Consider the following 18395-nt stretch of genomic DNA (forward strand, 5'->3'; position numbering starts at 1 on the left):
CTATTAAAATTTAATATTAGCACCTACTAAGAATGTTCTTGGACTTGGATAAAATCCTAAATCGATTCCTTTTACCCATGACTGGTCATTTCCATAACCAACTTCAGGATCCATTCCAGAGTACTTAGTGAAGGTATAAAGGTTTTGAACTGTAAAGTAGAGACGAGCTTGTTGAAGTGGTAATTTTTTGAAGAGGGTTTTGAAATCATAACCTATAGTTACGTTTTGAATTTTCAAATAATCGCCATTTTCAATATAGATGTCAGAGATATTCTGCCAGTTAGTATTTGACCCTGAAGTTAAGCGAGGTAATTTATTGGAAGTACCTTCACCTGTCCAACAACCAAAAATATCTGTTGTGAAGTTTTGATTCTTACTATCAGCAAATGAACGATATGATTTGGCAATTTGCTGACCGAATGCACCAGCACCAGCAACATTAAAGTCAAAGCCCTTATAGCTAAAATTAAGACCTAAACCTAAAGTATAATCAGGATTTGGATCGCCAATCATAGTTTTATCTTTATCATCTATTTTACCATCTCCATTAACATCTCTAAAGATAACATCTCCAGGTTGAGCTCCAGCTAACACACCTTTACCTGCTGCCTTATAAGCTGCTATTTCATCATAATTTTGGAAAACACCATCTGTTTTGTATCCATAAAAATAACCAATAGGATAACCTACCTGAGCGCGGTACATCTCTGCTGTTCCCTGACTTAAAACATCTGAAGCTCCATGGATGATACCTTCAGCATTTGCGATACGGGTTACATTGTTCTTATTGTTTGATATATTTACATTAACACCATAATTGAAATCTTTTCCAATTTTATCCCTCCAGTTCAGAGCCAACTCAATACCTTTGTTTTCAACATCACCACCATTAATATATGGGGCATTTAGACCGTAAGTAGAAAGAATAGGAGCTTGAACCAACCAGTTTTTAGTAGTCTTCTTATATAAGTCTAGAGCAACTCCTAAACGCGAATTAAAAAAGCGTGCATCAAAGCCTAAATCAGTCTGTTCAGATGTTTCCCAGGTCACATCAGGGTTCTTAAGAATATTCGCATACCCCCCTGTTGTTTGAGTAGATTTATCACCACCGAAGTAGTAACCATTAGTAACATCAAAAGAGAATGTTGTTAAATATTGGTAACCACTAATATTACAATTACCATTCTGTCCCCAACTTCCACGAAGTTTCAAGAAATCCATCCAATCCTTAGTAGATTCCATCCAAGGCTCACTGGTCATTACCCAACCAACAGATCCTGAAGGGAAATAACCCCATTGTTTGCCGGGAGCAAAGTTTGAGGAACCATCAGCACGCATTGTAAATGAAGCCATATACTTTTCATTATAGTCATAGTTTAAACGACCAAAGTAAGAAGATAAATCTCCTTCACCCCAAGGGCTACCACCTGCTGCTATTTGAGACAATGCAGTAGACTTAGTATTGTCAACATATGCATTTTTCCAAGAGCCCAAGAATAAAGAATTTTGTCCTGAAGAACTAACATTTTCACCTAATCCCCATTTTTCAGCAGATTGACCAACCATAACATCAAATGTATTGTCTTCTAATTTAAACTTATAAGACAATGTATTATCTATCGTCCAAGATGTACCTACACTTTCATTCTGGCTAACTGTTTCTGTTGAAACCTGAGTATCCGAGCTAAGATTTCTTATTCTGTCATACGACCGATAAGAAGAAGCACTCATTTTGTACCCAAATTGAGATTTGAAAATCAAATTCTTAATTGGTTGAATTTGCAAATAAGCAGTTGCTTGTAGATTATGATTTTTGGAAAGATTTAAGCCTTGACTCGAAAGAGCAGTATTTGCAATAGGGTTTCTTGCATTTGCATCAAAATTCCAGCCATCAGCAGCCTTCGATGCATAATCGTAATATCCACCAGCTGAATTATAAACCGGCAATAATGGATTAGCTGTTAACAAGCTGTGAATAGAGTTCCAATAGATATTACCAATAGAAACACCAGACTTAGTATTATAAGAATAGTTCAATGTTTCTCCGATTTTAATCGCATCAAAGTTATTCACTTTCAAAATTACATGATCAGAATTTATACGAGCTGTATAACGATCATAACTAGATGCAACAGGTTTTCCAAAAATACCGTCCTGAGAGGCATAAGAAAATCCTAAAGAGAATTTGGATAGTTCAGTACCACCAGTAAGGTTAATTGCATGATTCTGAACAGGAGCAGCTTTGTTATAGGATTCTTTCAGCCAGTTTGTGCCATTCCATGTTCCGTCCTGAATTGATTTATACAGAGCTGCAGGAAGCAAAGTAGACCAGCTATTTGCAGGATTACCCTCATTAAAATTTATCATGTCTTCAACAGCCATGTATTCTTTTGCATTCAGTAAAGCCGGCATTTTGTATGCGTATTGCGCACCATAATAAGCATCATAAGAAACTGAAGTCTTACCAGATTTTCCTTGTTTTGTTGCTACCAGGATTACTCCATTTGCTGCACGTGCACCATAAATAGCTGCTGAAGCCGCATCTTTCAAAACATCAATAGATTCGATATCTGATGGGTTTAAGTTGTTAATATTACCACCAGCTACACCATCTATAACATATAAAGGACCTGAAGAACCTACAGTCCCTAGACCACGAATATTTACTTTAAAACCTTCACCGGGTTGACCTGAGCTTTGTGTAATACTCACACCTGGACTCTGACTCTGTAAAGCAGTCAAAGCACTTGTTGTACTTAGCTTCTGAAGACTTTCACCACTTACCTGAACTGTCGCACCAGTAACAAGCTTCTTTCTCATGGTTCCGTAACCAATAGCTACAACCTCATTCAAAACTTGAGAGTCTGATTCAAGGCTTACATTAATTACATTACTTTTGACAGAAACTTCTTGTTTTTTCATTCCAATGTATGAAAAAATTAGTTTAGATCCTTGAGGAGCATTTAGGGTATACTTCCCATTGACATCGGTAATTGCTCCAGATGTAGTTCCCTTGACAAATACAGAAACGCCCACCATTGGACTTCCATCACTTGCATCTGAAACAACTCCCGAAACTGAAAGATTCTGCTGGGCAGAAACAAAGCATACTCCAAATAAGAGTAGCGCCATTAGAAAATTGATTTTTCTTTTCATGGAATTAGTTTTAATATTAAAAGGTTAATTATTGTTGGAATTGATGTATTCCGACTGTGCAAAAGTATAGTATAGGGAACGATAATAACTATATTATTTTAGCCTTATATGATACTTTTTCTACGAATGTTGCTGTTTGATGGCTGAATTATCAAAAACATCGATAAAACTTATACTTTTCTGACAAGTTCAAGATCGAGATAACGTTCATAAAACATGTTACAGAACATATTTTATTGCAAAACCAGAATAACACTTTTCTCCTAAACAGTCAGATTAACATCTAATATTCTTGATAATAACCCTGATTCAGCATCAAAAATTATTGAGTCGAAAAAGTATTTGTAGGTAATAGCATTTTTTAATTATTGAATAAACGAATTGTGGAGTTATACTCATTGAGTCATTGGCCCATTATTTACAATAACAACTAATAATTAATCCGGGTTGAAAATGTTTTTAATACGTATTAAACACATCGGAGATTATGCCATTTTTGTGTCATTCCTTTATCTATTCATTGTTATTTTAGAAATATTCATACCTTTGCCTGTCACAAACTTTAAATCTGTAATAAAACAGGTATATTTATTCAAAACGCAGGCTGATTAATCAAAGCACGCTGATTTTTTGAAAGAAACAGCCATAAATAAATCATAAAATTTAAAAATCATTCTCTAACACCATGCAAGAAATCAAATTTTACAGTGGAGAAAACATTCCATTGGAATTGCACAAAGTACGCATTGTACAAAAACTACACTTAGTACCCATCGAACGTCGTTTGGAAGCACTTTACGAAGGTGGGTTCAACACTTTCCGCCTCAGTACCAAAGACGTTTTCCTTGACATGCTCACAGACTCCGGTACAAACGCCATGAGTGACAATCAACTTGCGGCCATGATGCAAGGCGACGATGCTTATGCCGGTTCACAAAGTTTCTACCGCCTGGAAAAAGCTGTACAAGATGTACTTGGAAAAAAATACCTGTTGCCGGTTCACCAGGGTAGAGCCGCAGAAAACATTATTGCACTGGCTTATGTAAAAAAAGGCAGTCTGGTGCCAATGAACTATCACTTCACTACTGCTATGGCTCACATTACCGACAAAGGCGGACAAATAGTGGAACTACTTTACGATGAAGCTTATGTGGTAAATTCAGACCATCCTTTTAAAGGGAACATGAATATCGAAAAACTGGAAGAAGTAATCAAACGTCATAGTGCAGCCAACATTCCTTTTATTAGAATGGAAGCATCGACCAACCTGATTGGCGGACAACCATTCTCGGTTCAAAACTTACGAGATGTTCGCGCAATAGCCGACAAATATGGTATTCGTATTGTACTTGACTGTAGTTTGTTGGGAGAAAATGCTTATTTGGTACTGAAACGTGAAGAAGAATTTAAAAATTCCGACATGGCTACCGTACTTAAGACCATGACCGGATTAGCAGACTTGTGTTATTTCTCTGCCCGTAAAATAAGTTCTTCGCGCGGAGGTGGTATGTGTACCGATCGCCTTGAAATAATGAAAGAACTGGAAGCATTGGTGCCACTTTATGAAGGATTCCTTACTTACGGTGGTATTTCCGTTCGCGAAATTGAAGCGATGGCAGTTGGTCTTTATGAAACACTGGACGAAACAATGATTTGTCAAAGCCCTAATTTCATTAAATATCTTGTTGACTCATTATATGCTAAAGGAGTTCCAATGATTAAACCTGCAGGAGTGTTAGGTGCTCACGTAGATGCTATGCAGGTTTGTGCGCACATTCCACAAACAGAATATCCTGCCGGAGCATTGGCTGCTGCTTTATTTTTAATCTCGGGGATTCGTGGTATGGAACGCGGTTCTATATCCAATCAACGTGATGAAGAAGGAAACGAAACGTATGCCGACATGGAATTACTTCGACTGGCGGTGCCACGCAGAGTGTTCACACTTTCGCAAATAAAATATGTGGAAGACCGTATGCATTGGTTATATGACAATCGCGAACTTATCGGTGGATTGAGGTTTGTCTATGAACCACCTGTACTTCGCTTCTTTATGGGAGGACTGGAACCTACCAGCGACTGGCCTCAGAAACTTATGGCTAAATTCAAAGCTGATTTTGGAGAAAGCCTGTAAGTATAATGCATAATTTATAATGCACAATTAATAATTAAAGAGACCGAATGATGAATCATTCGGTCTCTTTAGCTTCACGTTGTGAACTTGAGATGCCAATCCGGGCTGAACTGACATCACTTTACATAATTTACTTCAGATATTTCTCCAAAAACCGATCCTGCTCCCAAAGCAAATGCAGGATGTTCTCCCGAGCCACATAACTGTGTTGTTCTTTGGGCAAAATCACCATGCGGGCAGGTGCTCCGAGTCCTTTCAGTGCCTGAAAGTATCGTTCAGTCTGCAGGGTAAAAGTGCCGGGATTGTTGTCGGCTTCGCCATGTACCAGCAACAACGGCGTTTTCATTTTGTCTGCATTCTGAAACGGCGACATCGCATTATAGACTTCCGGTGCATCCCAGTAATTGCGTTGTTCGCTCTGAAAACCGAAAGGTGTCAGTGTACGGTTATAAGCACCGCTTCGGGCAATGCCACAAGCAAACAGGTTACAATGTGTAAGCAGATTAGCCGTCATAAAAGCACCGTATGAATGTCCACCGACAGCTACCTTTGCCCTGTTGATATAGCCCAACGAATCTACCGCATCGATAGCCGCTTTGGCATTGGCTACTAATTGCTCGATAAAGTTATCGTTCGGCTCGGTTTTGCCTTCACCGATAATGGGGAAAGCAGCATCGTCGAGCACGGCGTAACCGCGCGTCACCCAATACACAAAGGAACCATAGTAAGGAAAAGTAAACTCGTTCGGATTAGCGGCGCTTTGACCAGCGCTGTTTTTATCTTTGTACTCAGCAGGATAAGCCCAGATCAGTAACGGAAGTTTTTCTTTCCTGGTTTTGCGGTCATAACCTACGGGCAAGTAGAGCGTACCCGACAGCTCTACCCCATCGGCTCGCTTGTATTTTATCAGCTCTTTGTACACATCTTTAATACTCTCAAACGGATTAGGGAAATGAGTAATCTGTGTCAGTGCATTCTTTTTACGGAAATTACGGAAATAATAATTCGGATATTCGTTTTTCGACTGAATACGCACCAGCGCCTCCCCTTTTTTGAAATCTTCTATATCAAAAATTTCTTCCATCTTATCCGTATAAGCCGACTGATAAAGCCGAGTAATTTTAAGGGTGGATAAGTTCAACTCATCAATAAAGGGAAATTGTCCCTTGGGCGTATGTCCGTCGCCAATGCGAAACAAACAATTATCGTTGATGGCCAATACGTATTTTCCATAAACATTTTTCCATGTTTCAAAGTGCCCGGGGTCGGAATACAGATCCTGAAAGTTACGGTCATCAATTACCTTGGGTTCCTCTTTCGGATTAGAAGGATTAACGAGATAAGTCTTTTCGTTGCGCGTATCGTACCATTCGTCCTGCACTATAGCCACAGTGGCATTGCCCCAGATGATATTCATAAATCGTTGAACTGTTTTGGTCATCAACATTGGATTTTCGGCAAAAGGAGCTTTCCAAAGATAAATGGCATCGCGATAGTCGGCTTTAGTTTGCGGGTCGCCACCGTCGAGCTCTTCCACATAATACAAGGTGGCAGGCTCATCGGCACGCCAACTCATTTGTCTTTTGCCTTTACGAATAGCCATAAATCCTTTGGGCAATACTTCCGAAAGCGGCACTTCGTTTACCGTTTTTACCAGATTTCCCTTCAGATCGTACACAACCGATAGCTGAGGGAAACGATTCAACGGAACTATGTACGAGAACGGTTTGCTCAATGTGGTGACCAATATATAATTTCCATCAGGCGAAAAAGACTCGCCGGCATACATATCTTTACCTTTGAACAATTCTGATTTTGCATCCAAGTCTACCTTGTATAGTTCCGATGATGACAGGGTGACAAAGTTTTCTTCATCGGTAGCGTTTTTCAACAAATCTGGATAGGTACGATTCTGCGATTTTGAACCATCGCTTACTGAGATTATCGGTCCTTTGGGTAGTTCGCTTTTAGTATCTAACAAAGCCGGGCGATTTTTAGGTAATAATCGTACCAACAACTGCTTACTATCCCGGTACCAGTTAAGCGGATTGCCCATATTGGCATTCACCACAGGCTCGGTAAGTCTGGCAGCCTGCGCCGAAACAATATCAAGCACCCAGAGTTCTACGCCATGCGAGGTGGTATTGGTAAAGGCAATCTTTTTCTCATCAGGCGACCACGTAACGTAAGCAATACGGGCATTCACAGGCAGTCCCTTTACCTGAACCGGCTCCTTGTCAGTCACTTTTCTTACCTTGAGGTTACTGATATAATTTGTAGCCGAAGCTATATTCGTTACCGGATTAATTCTTAATCCACCCATGCTCATTTCCTGCTGATTCAGATCATCAAGCGTCTTGTAAGTATTCCTGTAACTAAGCAACATATATTGTTTCTTGGTGTCAATAGATACTTGCGGAGCGCGTTCGTAATCAGCCAGACGCATAATGCTTGCCGGCGGCGTTTGATACGTAAGGTTTTCTTGTGCCATACTTATTGTAAATGCTATCAATGTGAATACTGTAGTCGTAACGAATTTTTTCATATAACTTTTAATTTTGCAGTTAAACGAATGACAAAAGTACGCCTTTCTTTTTGAATTCAACCGAATATAAATACAGTATTTCAGGCTTTCTTTACCATAATTGTCAACAACGATAAAGTCTATTTACGCCATTCGGACAACATAATTCACGAAAAAGTGTTTTATTTTTAATCGATTACGTATATAATGATTTCTACAATAGATTATTTTTTTATAGTTTTGTAGACTTTAAAAACCAAATTCAAAGAGTATGAGCACACAATCACAATTTTCGTTTTACAAACTCATGTTTGTATGCACCTTTGCCTTATTCTTGATTCTACTTCCAAATCAGGTTACGGCAATAAACACGACTGAAGCTTCACTAAAAGGTGATTCGGAAAACTACACGGAATATAAAGGTAAAATTATTGACAAAAAGAATGGGAATGCCCTGGCCTATGCAGGAATTATTATTGCAGGCACAAATATTTCTACCATATCAAACTCCGAAGGCGAGTTCTCAATCAAGGTACCAAACGATTTAAATAATCCCGAAATAAAAATCAGCTACATTGGGTATATAAATAAATCCGTTCCACTTGCCGGCCTAAAATCCGAAAAAAACAAAATTGAACTGGAGTCTACATCCGTTCAACTTCCCGAACTAAATGTAATATCCAAGAATGCCGATGAAATTATCCGGAGCGTACTGCAAAAAAAAGGCGAAAACTATTTCAACACACCTACGCTGATGACCGCATTCTACCGCGAAACGATCAAGAAAAACCGATCTTACGTTTCGTTGGCCGAAGCCGTAGTTGAGATTAACAAGCAATCATACACCAATCACAAGGATGACGCTGTAAGACTGTATAAAGCCCGAAAAAAAGCCGACTACGATAAGCTGGACACATTGACATTTAAGCTTCAGGGCGGACCCTATAGTTCATTGTATCTGGACATAATGAAATATCCTGAATTTGTGTTCACGTATGATATGTTGGCCAATTATGAATTTACTTTTGACCATACCATCTACGCTGACAATAAACTTATCTACGTTATCGACTTCAAACAACGAGATAATAAAAACGAGCCTTTATATTATGGCAAATTATACATTGATTCTCAGAATATGGCTTTGAAAAGTGCCGTATTCAGCCTTAATCTAACAGATAAGGTTGCTGCGGCCGATCTGTTTATCAAGAAAAAACCTTTTAATGCAAGAGTTTATCCTACAGAAGCAAAATACAGGATAGATTTTCTGGAAAAAGATGGTAAATGGTATTATTCATACAGCCGTATTGAGTTGGGATTGAAAATAATTTGGAAAAAGAAACTATTTAATACCAACTATTTATCGACAGTAGAAATGGCTGTAACTGACTGGGGCAAAAGTTCTGAAGATAAATCAGCAAGCTTTAGTGAAAAATTAAAACCAACAGTAATTATTGCCGATGAAGCGTCGGGCTTTACCGATTCCGACTTCTGGGGCGAATACAATGTCATAGAACCCGAAAAGTCTATTGAATCTGCGATTAAAAAAATACAGAAAAAACTCGAAAAGAAATAAAGAGCGCATAGCAGCCACTTTAAAATTCAAACCGGGGAATAGGAGAAATTTTATTCCCCGATTTTTTATTCATTTTATTGTACTTGTGTCTTTTTTCTAAAAATACACAATATCCGGTAGAATAAAAACAAAAAGAGACCCTTTTACGTTATGTTTTGTACTGTAATAAGTTACAGAATTATGCTTTAAAACACATTTTTTTGTACCTTTGTAGCATTAATTTCGTTTTTAATTCATATTCAAAGTATCACTTTTTATATGGAATTATAAATTAATAATTTTGAATATAAAAAATCATGTCCACAGATATATTAGACCAAGTTACCCAGGGAGATTATAAATACGGTTTTACGACCGATATTGAAACTGACATCATTCCAATCGGGCTCAGTGAAGAAGTCGTACGTCTTATATCGGCGAAGAAGAACGAACCTGAATGGATGTTAGAGTTTCGCCTAAAAGCCTACCGCCACTGGCTCACCATGGAGATGCCAACCTGGGCGCATCTTACTGTTCCGGAAATTGATTATCAAAGCATATCATATTACGCAGCTCCACGCAAAAATGCTCCGAAAAGTCTGGACGAAGTGGATCCGGAATTACTGAAAACATTTGAAAAGTTGGGCATTCCGCTTCATGAGCGAATGGCCTTATCGGGAATAGCGGTGGATGCAGTTATGGATAGCGTTTCGGTAAAAACAACTTTCAAAGAAAGTCTGTCTGAGTTGGGCATTATTTTTTGCTCATTCAGCGAAGCTGTAGAACATCACCCCGATTTAGTTCAGAAATACATGAGCTCGGTGGTGCCTTATACCGATAACTTTTTTGCTACATTAAACTGTGCCGTCTTTTCGGATGGTTCATTTGTGTACATTCCTAAGGGCGTTCGTTGCCCGATGGAGCTTTCCACTTATTTCCGCATCAACGCTATGAATACCGGTCAGTTTGAACGGACTCTTATTGTAGCCGACGAAGATAGTTACGTTTCGTATCTCGAAGGTTGTACAGCTCCAATGCGCGACGAGAATCAGCTGCATGCGGCCATTGTGGAAATTGTGGCCATGAAAAATGCCGAAGTGAAGTACTCTACGGTACAAAACTGGTATCCGGGCGACAAAGACGGTAAAGGAGGAATCTACAACTTTGTAACCAAACGGGGTATTTGCAAAGGCGATAATTCTAAGATTTCGTGGACTCAGGTAGAAACCGGCTCGGCCGTAACCTGGAAATACCCAAGTTGCATCTTGCTCGGCGATAATTCTTCGGCCGAATTTTATTCGGTGGCTGTAACCAATCACCACCAACAAGCCGACACCGGAACAAAGATGCTCCACATTGGTAAAAACACCAGCAGTCATATCCTTTCCAAAGGAATTTCGGCCGGAAAGAGCCAAAACAGTTATCGCGGATTGGTAAAAGTAAATCCGGCAGCTGAAAATGCCCGTAACTTTTCGCAATGCGACAGCTTATTACTCGGCGACAAGTGTGGTGCACATACTTTTCCGTACATGGAAGTAAATAATGATACTGCCATTGTGGAACACGAAGCTACCACCTCAAAAATAAACGAAGATCAGATATTTTATTGCAATCAACGTGGTATTTCCACCGAAGATGCCGTGGGATTGATTGTAAACGGGTATGCAAAAGAAGTATTAAACAAACTTCCCATGGAGTTTGCCGTAGAAGCACAAAAGCTGCTGCAAATAACCTTGGAAGGTTCAGTAGGATAAAAGTTATTAGCCTAACGGCGATATTTGCTTTGCGATATTTACTCCCTCCGGTCGCGATATTAATTGTTTCCCGACAGGAACTTTAGATAAAAGACATTAGACAAAACATATGTTAGAAATAAAAAACTTACACGCCAATATCAATGGCAAAGAAATTATAAAAGGATTAAGTCTCACCGTTAACGCGGGCGAAATACATGCCATCATGGGACCAAACGGTGCCGGCAAGTCAACATTATCATCAGTATTGACAGGAAATCCTGCATTTACAGTTACCGAAGGGCAGGTTACTTTCAATGGTAAAAATCTGTTGGAACTAAGCCCCGAGGATCGTTCACGCGAAGGAATTTTTCTGAGCTTTCAGTATCCGGTGGAAATCCCAGGCGTAAGCATGGTCAATTTTATGCGTACAGCCGTGAATGAGCACCGTAAATATAAAAATCTGGATCCTATTTCAGCTACCGATTTTCTTCGACTAATGCGCGAGAAAAAAGAGTTGGTGGAAATGGACAACAAACTGGCGAACCGTTCGGTAAACGAAGGTTTCTCAGGTGGTGAGAAAAAGCGTAACGAAATTTTCCAAATGGCCATGCTGAATCCTCTTTTATCTATTCTGGACGAAACCGATTCAGGCCTCGACATTGATGCTTTGCGCATTGTTGCCAACGGGGTAAATAAACTGAAAAGTCCTGACAACGCGAGCATCGTCATTACTCACTATCAACGTCTGCTGGATTATATTATCCCTGATTTTGTACACGTATTGTACGACGGACGTATTGTAAAATCGGGCGGTAAAGAGCTTGCTTATGAGCTTGAAGAAAGAGGCTACGACTGGATAAAAAAAGAAGTTGAGGAAGCCGCCATCTAAGTTCCTCATAAGGGATGTAAAGAAAAATTGTACAAATGGAAAACAAAACTATAATAGCCGAAACTAACTCAAAAAGCCCCTCTTTGGGAGGGGTTGGGGAGGCTTCGTATATCGACTTATATAAACAACATCACGAAAGCATAAAAAAACATTCGGCTGCCGTGATGAACGATTCCCGCGACGCATCTTTTGCGCTGTTCGAAGAATTACGATTTCCTACAACGGCGTTGGAAGACTATAAATATTCCGACCTTAAGGCGGCTCTGTCTATTGATTATGGCTTAAACATTAACCGCATCCCTATTCCGGTAAATCCGTACGATGCGTTTAAATGTGATGTGCCGGGCATTCAATCTTACCTTTTCTTTGTGGTGAATGATGCATTTTATCCAACTATGGATCCAAAAGCATTAAAACTGCCCGAAGGAGTAATTATTGGTAGCCTGAAAGAGATTGCCGAAACGCGTCCCGAATTATTGAAAGAATATTATGGCAAGCTGAGCACTCCCAAAAAAGACGGACTCGTTGCTTTCAACGGAGCTTTTGCTCAGGACGGATTCTTTATGTACGTACCGAAAAACGTGCAACTGACTAAACCTGTACAGCTCGTAAACATTATGCGTTCGGACGTCGATTTTATGGCGAATAGCCATAACCTCATTATTCTGGAAGAAGGCGCCAAAGCACAACTATTGGTATGCGACCACACGGTGGATGAAGTCCGCTTCCTGTCAAATCGCGTCACCGAAGTGTTTGTGGGCGAACATGCCACTTACGAGCATTACAAACTCGAAAATACACATACCAAAACCACCAACCTGTCTACGCTGCTGATTGATCAGCGTGCGTCGTCCAATGTGATAGCCAATGTAATTACCTTGCACAACGGTGTAACGCGGAATACGGTGGAAATAGATCTGGATGGCGAACATTGCGAAACCCAGCTTTGCGGCATGGTGATTGGTGATAAAAACCAGCAGGTAGATAACTTTACCTCCATTATTCATAACAAACCAAATTGCAATAGTCACGAGCTCTTTAAATATGTGTTGGATGATTTTGCAAAAGGTGGGTTTACCGGAAAACTGTTGGTGGCAAAAGATGCACAGAAAACAGCTGCATTCCAGACAAACCGGAACATCTTGCTGAACAAAACGGCTAAGATGCGTACCAAACCGCAACTGGAAATCTATGCCGACGATGTAAAATGTTCGCATGGCGCTACTATCGGGTCGTTGGACGAAACGGCCAAATTCTACATGCAGTCACGTGGTATTTCCGAGCCGGAAGCACGCCTGTTGCTGATGTTTGCTTTCACCAACGATGTGATTGAATTCATCCGCATTCCGGCATTGCAAGACAGGATAAAAATGTTGGTAGAAAAACGCCTGCGCGGAGAATTATCCAAATGCGAAGGCTGCGTAATTTGCCAATAAAAAACTATAATTATTTTTATTTCCCGTAGATAAATGCAGAAATCAGCTCTGTAGAAATCTGCGGGAAATTTATTTTAAACCATGCTATTCAGTAAAACAGAACTAAAACAAAAATTCCAACAACCATTACCGGGTACAGCTTCACACCTCAAAATGGCACCACCAAACCGGGCAAAAGAATTGCTTGAAAAGGAAAATCATCTCCTTACTGCCAGACAAAGCGCTGTAATGGTTTTACTTTTTCCTTCCAACAACCGACTACAGGCTATTTATATAAAACGCAGCGAATACGACGGAGTGCATAGCGGCCAGATTGCTTTTCCCGGAGGAAAACAGGAAAAAACAGATCCTGGTTTTGAAGCTACTGCCCTGCGTGAAACATTTGAAGAAATTGGTGTAACGGCTGACAAAATAGAAATAATCGGGCAACTCTCCGACTTGTTTATCCCGCCTAGCAATTTTATAGTGAAACCTTTCGTCGGATATTGTACCCATCAACCGGCATATAAGCTTGATCCGAGAGAAATTCAAGCTGTAGTTGAAATAGATTTAGCTGATTTTTACTCGGAAAACCGTATCTTTGAAAAGGAATTCAGTACAGGCACAGCCGGAAAAACAATCAAAGCTCCCTACTTTGCTATTAATGGTATTGAAATATGGGGAGCAACCGCTATGATAACCAGCGAACTACTAGACGTGCTGAATCACTGAAACAATAAACTTACTCAACCAATAAAACAATGACCGAAAAAATCCGACTGAATAAATTTATCAGCGACAGCGGTGTATGCTCTCGTCGTGAAGCCGACAAATATATCGAACAAGGTCATGTTTTTATTAATGGGCGAAGAGCCACTGTTGGAGCTCAGGTTTCCAAACACGATAAGGTTACATTAAACGGCAATTTGATTGAAGCCAAAGAAGGAACCGATTTTGCTTTTATAGCTTTCAATAAACCCGTTGGAATTATCAGCACCACAGAAATTGGCGTAAAAGACAGTATTATTGATTATATAGGTTACCACGAGCGTATTTTTCCTATCGGACGACTCGATAAAGAATCTCAGGGACTAATCTTTCTTACTAATAACGGTGATATTGTGAATAAGATATTACGGGCAGGAAACAAACATGAGAAAGAATACCTGGTCACAGTCAATAAACCGATTACCGATGAATTTATCCTCAAAATGGGTAATGGAGTACCCATTCTTGGTGAAATGACCAAAAAGTGTAGCGTAATAAAAGAGTCCGTATTTTCATTTCGCATTGTATTGATTCAGGGGCTAAATCGTCAGATACGAAGGATGTGCGAGTATTTTGAATACGAGGTGGTAAAACTTGAGCGCATTCGCATTATGAACATTGGCTTGAAAGGAATACCGCTGGGCGAATGGAGACAACTGGAAGCCGAAGAGATGAATGAAATAATGATGGCTATAAAAGATTCATCGTCAACAGCAAAGCCCAAAAGCAATGGTGGGGAAAGCAAAATACAGCATCAGGAACCAAGGCGAAAAACAATGGATAGACCTATGTCCGGTTCCAAACCTTCAAAAACAGACCGTACATCAAACCCCAACCCTAAATCAAAAGAACTGCGTGGAGGTTATGCAGGTCAGGCAGGAAAGAAAACAAATCCGTCGAGATCTGCATCAAATGCAAAAGGGAACAGAACGTCAGGAAAACCGGGCAAAAGATAAAACAAAAATTTCTGAGTCAAAACTTCTAATTGTTCATGCCATCAATTATACCCACTACCACCGCAAACGAAATTGTGGAAGTCCAACCCATGAACTTGCCAAAACCGGTGGGTTTAGCTATATAAAACAAATCCGGTCGGGAATTTTTGGAGATAAGATTATTGCTTGTCTGAAATATCTCCGCAACCCAAAAATCATTATCAAAAAAGACCGGCGATGATAGATCTTCTTGAGTTGTAAGTGCCAGAATATTCCTGAAGTAAATCGGTGTATTATTCTCATCGTAAAAGTGTATTTTACTCTTATCCTTCACGTGCTTCACTAAACCCGTTGAATCATACGGTGTAGGATTGATAAACTGATTTACAAATGTATTACTCGTTACTGTCACAGACGAATTCGGCGCTACAACAGCCACCTGATTATCGTTATAAAAAGAACCATCTTCCTGTATGTCATTGACAATTACCGAAGTTTTACGCCAATCAATATAAACAGGTTTATCCAGCTTGTTCTCAATAGTAATCTTGAATCCAAAATCCTGCCCGGAAAAATTGTACTTTATTTTAAAAGAATCAGTTTCCTGAACAAACTCCTTCAACTCATTCTTTTTCAAATGACTGTCAACATACACATACTGATAACTTGTGCAGCCAGTAAACATTATCAAACAACCCATTACAAGAAGAAAAAGGGTCATTCGTTTATTGCTTCTATTCTGAAATAAATCTAGCTTATTCATGAGCATTAAAGTTATAAAAGAATCCTGCTACAAAGCTACAAAAAAGATTGACATTCAGTTTAACCTACTCTGTGTTTTATTCGTTATATTTCAATCTTTTTCATCTACTTTTTTCTCTATTCGTCTGTCCGGCACGAGCCATAAAACGGCAATTGCCACAATAATAAAAATTGACAACTCTCTGTATATAAACGCAAAGGCAACAGCTATGGCATATCCTATTATTGAGATAAGCCCTTTAATATCTTTTCCAATGGCCGTTGACAAGACCGAATCCCTTCCGTGAACATGTATAATTGTTTTCGAAAGGATGAAGTAAGCAACTCCGGCCATCATTAATACAAAAGAATAAGTAGCTACAGGCAATTCAGCAAAATGATTTTCGCCTGCCCATGCTGTTACAAACGGAATTAGCGACAACCAAAATAACAGATGCGTATTTGACCAAAGAATAGCTCCGTTTACACGTTTTACGGTATGAAGCAAATGATGGTGGTTATTCCAATAAATGGCAACGTAAATGAAGCTTATGACGTAACTGATGAACTTTAATGCCAGACCAGAAAGTGACTGCCAATCCGAACCCTTTGGGATTTTGAGTTCCAACACCATGATGGTAATAATGATAGCAATTACTCCATCGCTAAAAGCTTCTAATCTTGTCTTGTTCATTTTTATGTTTGCTAATTATATAAACAACAAGAAATCCTCTGATTCTGTTTTGAGATTACAAATAAAAAATCCCTTGCAAACATTTGTTCACAAGGGATTGATTGTTGTCTTACTAGGATTCGAACCTAGACAGGCAGATCCAGAAACTGCAGTGCTACCATTACACCATAAGACAATTTTAAAAAACTTCTACTAAATGTAGATTTCTGAAAATCTTTTGCGTGTCAAAATTACAAAAAAAAATCGTTTTTACAAGCCTTTCGGGCTAAAAAATAACGGTTGAAATCCTAAAATGAATTTCAACCGTCGTTGCTTTGGTTGTCTCACCAAGATTCGAACTTGGACAGGCAGAACCAAAAACTGCAGTGCTACCATTACACCATGAGACAATCATTGTGCCTTATTTCTAAAGCGGTGCAAAGATACGAATTTTTTCTTTGCCCCAAAATGTTTTTGAAAAATTATTCAGAAAACCGCCTTATTGAGCCTATTCAGCTATAAGTAAAAAGTAATTTTTCTTGCCTTTCTGAATCAATAAATATTTGTTATTGAGAAGTTTCGAACCATCTAACACTTCGTCCTGATTATCGAGTTTTTCTTTGTTAATACTCACGCCTCCCGATTGAACCAGCTTGCGCATTTCGCCTTTCGAAGGGAAAATAGCAGCTTTTTCGGTCAGCAAATCGATAACTTTGACGCCTTCCTCCAGCTCTTTCTTCGAAATCTTGAATTGCGGAACACCATCGAATACTGCAAGCAGGGTGTTTTCATCCAACTTTTTCAGGGCATCGGAAGTAGCATTTCCGAACAAAATATTTGAAGCTTCAACCGCCGCATTGTAATCTTCTTCGGAATGAACCATGATAGTGATATCGTGAGCCAGTTTCTTTTGAAGCTCACGCAAATGAGGTGCCTGACGATGGCGCTCGATAAGCTCCTCGATTTCCTCCTTCGACATAAACGTGAAAACACGAATGTATTTTTCGGCATCAACATCGGCCGTGTTCAACCAAAATTGATAGAAAGCATAGGGTGTGGTTTTTTCAGGATCAAGCCAAACATTACCCGATTCGGTTTTTCCAAATTTACCACCATCAGCTTTAGTGATAAGGTTAATTGTCAACGCATAAGCTTCACCACTTGCTTTTCGGCGAATGAGTTCAGTCCCCGTGGTTATATTTCCCCACTGATCGGAACCACCCATTTGGAGCTTGCAGTTCATGTTTTCGTACAACCAGTAGAAGTCATAACCCTGCACCAACTGGTAAGTGAATTCAGTAAACGACATTCCATCGCGGGTTTCGCCGGTAAGACGCTTTTTTACCGAATCTTTAGCCATCATGTAATTGACAGTAATATGCTTACCAATGTCGCGAATGAAAGACAGAAAGGTTTGCTCTTTCATCCAATCGTAGTTGTTCACCATTTCGGCCTTGTTTGGCGATTCGGTTTCAAAATCGAGGAATTTGGCAAGTTGCTTTCTTATTCCTGCCAGATTTTTTTCCAGAGTTTCTTCATTCAACAAATTGCGTTCCTGCGATTTTCCCGATGGGTCGCCAATCATTCCGGTAGCACCACCAACCAATGCAATGGGCTTATGACCTGCCAACTGAAAGCGTTTCAGAAGCAAAATCGGAGCCAGACTTCCAATATGAAGCGAATCGGCAGTAGGGTCAAAGCCAATATATGCTGATGTAACTTCCTTTGCTAGCTGTTCTTCGGTTCCGGGCATCATGGTATGAATTACTCCGCGCCATTCGAGATCTTCGATAAAATTCATTGTCTATATCGTTTTGTGTTTATTATCAACTGTTTCTTTTTTGAACGTGCAAAGATACTACTTTTTAG

At 39.5% G+C, this 18395-nt stretch carries 12 protein-coding genes and 1 tRNA gene; 7 read left to right on the forward strand and 6 right to left on the reverse strand.

The features are described 5' to 3' along the window. Positions 1-3: 3 nt before the first annotated feature. The gene (locus tag PALPR_RS09135; protein ID WP_013445334.1) at positions 4-3156 is read right to left on the reverse strand and encodes a SusC/RagA family TonB-linked outer membrane protein; all 3153 of its coding nucleotides are present in this window, start codon (positions 3154-3156) and stop codon (positions 4-6) included. A gap of 685 nt (positions 3157-3841) precedes the next feature. On the opposite strand from PALPR_RS09135, the gene PALPR_RS09140 reads away from it, so the two are divergent. Continuing rightward, positions 3842-5290, forward strand: a complete 1449-nt coding sequence (locus tag PALPR_RS09140; protein ID WP_013445336.1) for a tryptophanase — start codon at positions 3842-3844, stop codon at positions 5288-5290. Positions 5291-5420: 130 nt separating this feature from the next. Here PALPR_RS09140 and PALPR_RS09145 read toward each other — a convergent pair whose 3' ends face one another. Beyond that, a complete protein-coding gene (locus tag PALPR_RS09145; RefSeq protein ID WP_013445337.1) occupies positions 5421-7835 on the reverse strand; it encodes a S9 family peptidase in 2415 nt (804 codons plus the stop codon). Between the two features lie 250 nt (positions 7836-8085). Between PALPR_RS09145 and PALPR_RS09150 the strand changes: the two genes are divergently transcribed. From PALPR_RS09150 to rluF, 6 genes are all read left to right on the forward strand, one after another. After that, positions 8086-9390 carry a carboxypeptidase-like regulatory domain-containing protein gene (locus PALPR_RS09150; RefSeq protein ID WP_013445338.1) on the forward strand — a complete coding sequence of 435 codons (1305 nt, stop codon included), beginning with the start codon at positions 8086-8088 and terminating at the stop codon, positions 9388-9390. A gap of 296 nt (positions 9391-9686) precedes the next feature. Beyond that, on the forward strand, positions 9687-11123 hold the full coding sequence (sufB, locus tag PALPR_RS09155; RefSeq protein WP_013445339.1) for a Fe-S cluster assembly protein SufB: 1437 nt from the start codon (positions 9687-9689) through the stop codon (positions 11121-11123). A gap of 109 nt (positions 11124-11232) precedes the next feature. Then, positions 11233-11994 (forward strand): Fe-S cluster assembly ATPase SufC, encoded by a 762-nt coding sequence (gene sufC / locus PALPR_RS09160; RefSeq protein ID WP_013445340.1) that lies wholly within the window; start codon positions 11233-11235, stop codon positions 11992-11994. Positions 11995-12029: 35 nt separating this feature from the next. Further along, the gene (gene sufD / locus PALPR_RS09165; protein ID WP_013445341.1) at positions 12030-13430 is read left to right on the forward strand and encodes a Fe-S cluster assembly protein SufD; all 1401 of its coding nucleotides are present in this window, start codon (positions 12030-12032) and stop codon (positions 13428-13430) included. Between the two features lie 81 nt (positions 13431-13511). Next, positions 13512-14141, forward strand: coding sequence for an NUDIX hydrolase (locus PALPR_RS09170; protein WP_013445342.1), 630 nt, complete (start codon positions 13512-13514; stop codon positions 14139-14141). 29 nt (positions 14142-14170) lie between these two features. Further along, on the forward strand, positions 14171-15133 hold the full coding sequence (gene rluF / locus PALPR_RS09175) for a 23S rRNA pseudouridine(2604) synthase RluF (protein ID WP_013445343.1): 963 nt from the start codon (positions 14171-14173) through the stop codon (positions 15131-15133). A 25-nt stretch (positions 15134-15158) separates the two neighbouring features. On the opposite strand, the gene PALPR_RS09180 is transcribed toward rluF, so the two are convergent. The 4 genes from PALPR_RS09180 to tyrS all read right to left on the reverse strand — a co-directional run bounded on the left by PALPR_RS09180 (position 15159) and on the right by tyrS (position 18327). Next, entirely contained in the window at positions 15159-15875 is a 717-nt protein-coding gene (locus PALPR_RS09180; protein ID WP_013445344.1) for a hypothetical protein, read from the reverse strand. A 90-nt stretch (positions 15876-15965) separates the two neighbouring features. After that, positions 15966-16547 carry a TMEM175 family protein gene (locus PALPR_RS09185; protein ID WP_013445345.1) on the reverse strand — a complete coding sequence of 194 codons (582 nt, stop codon included), beginning with the start codon at positions 16545-16547 and terminating at the stop codon, positions 15966-15968. Positions 16548-16862: 315 nt separating this feature from the next. Next, positions 16863-16936: transfer RNA gene (locus PALPR_RS09195), tRNA-Gln, on the reverse strand. Positions 16937-17034: 98 nt separating this feature from the next. Next, a complete protein-coding gene (gene tyrS, locus PALPR_RS09200) occupies positions 17035-18327 on the reverse strand; it encodes a tyrosine--tRNA ligase (RefSeq protein ID WP_013445346.1) in 1293 nt (430 codons plus the stop codon). Positions 18328-18395: the final 68 nt, after the last annotated feature.

Source organism: Paludibacter propionicigenes WB4 (assembly GCF_000183135.1).
In the GTDB taxonomy this organism is placed as follows: domain Bacteria; phylum Bacteroidota; class Bacteroidia; order Bacteroidales; family Paludibacteraceae; genus Paludibacter; species Paludibacter propionicigenes.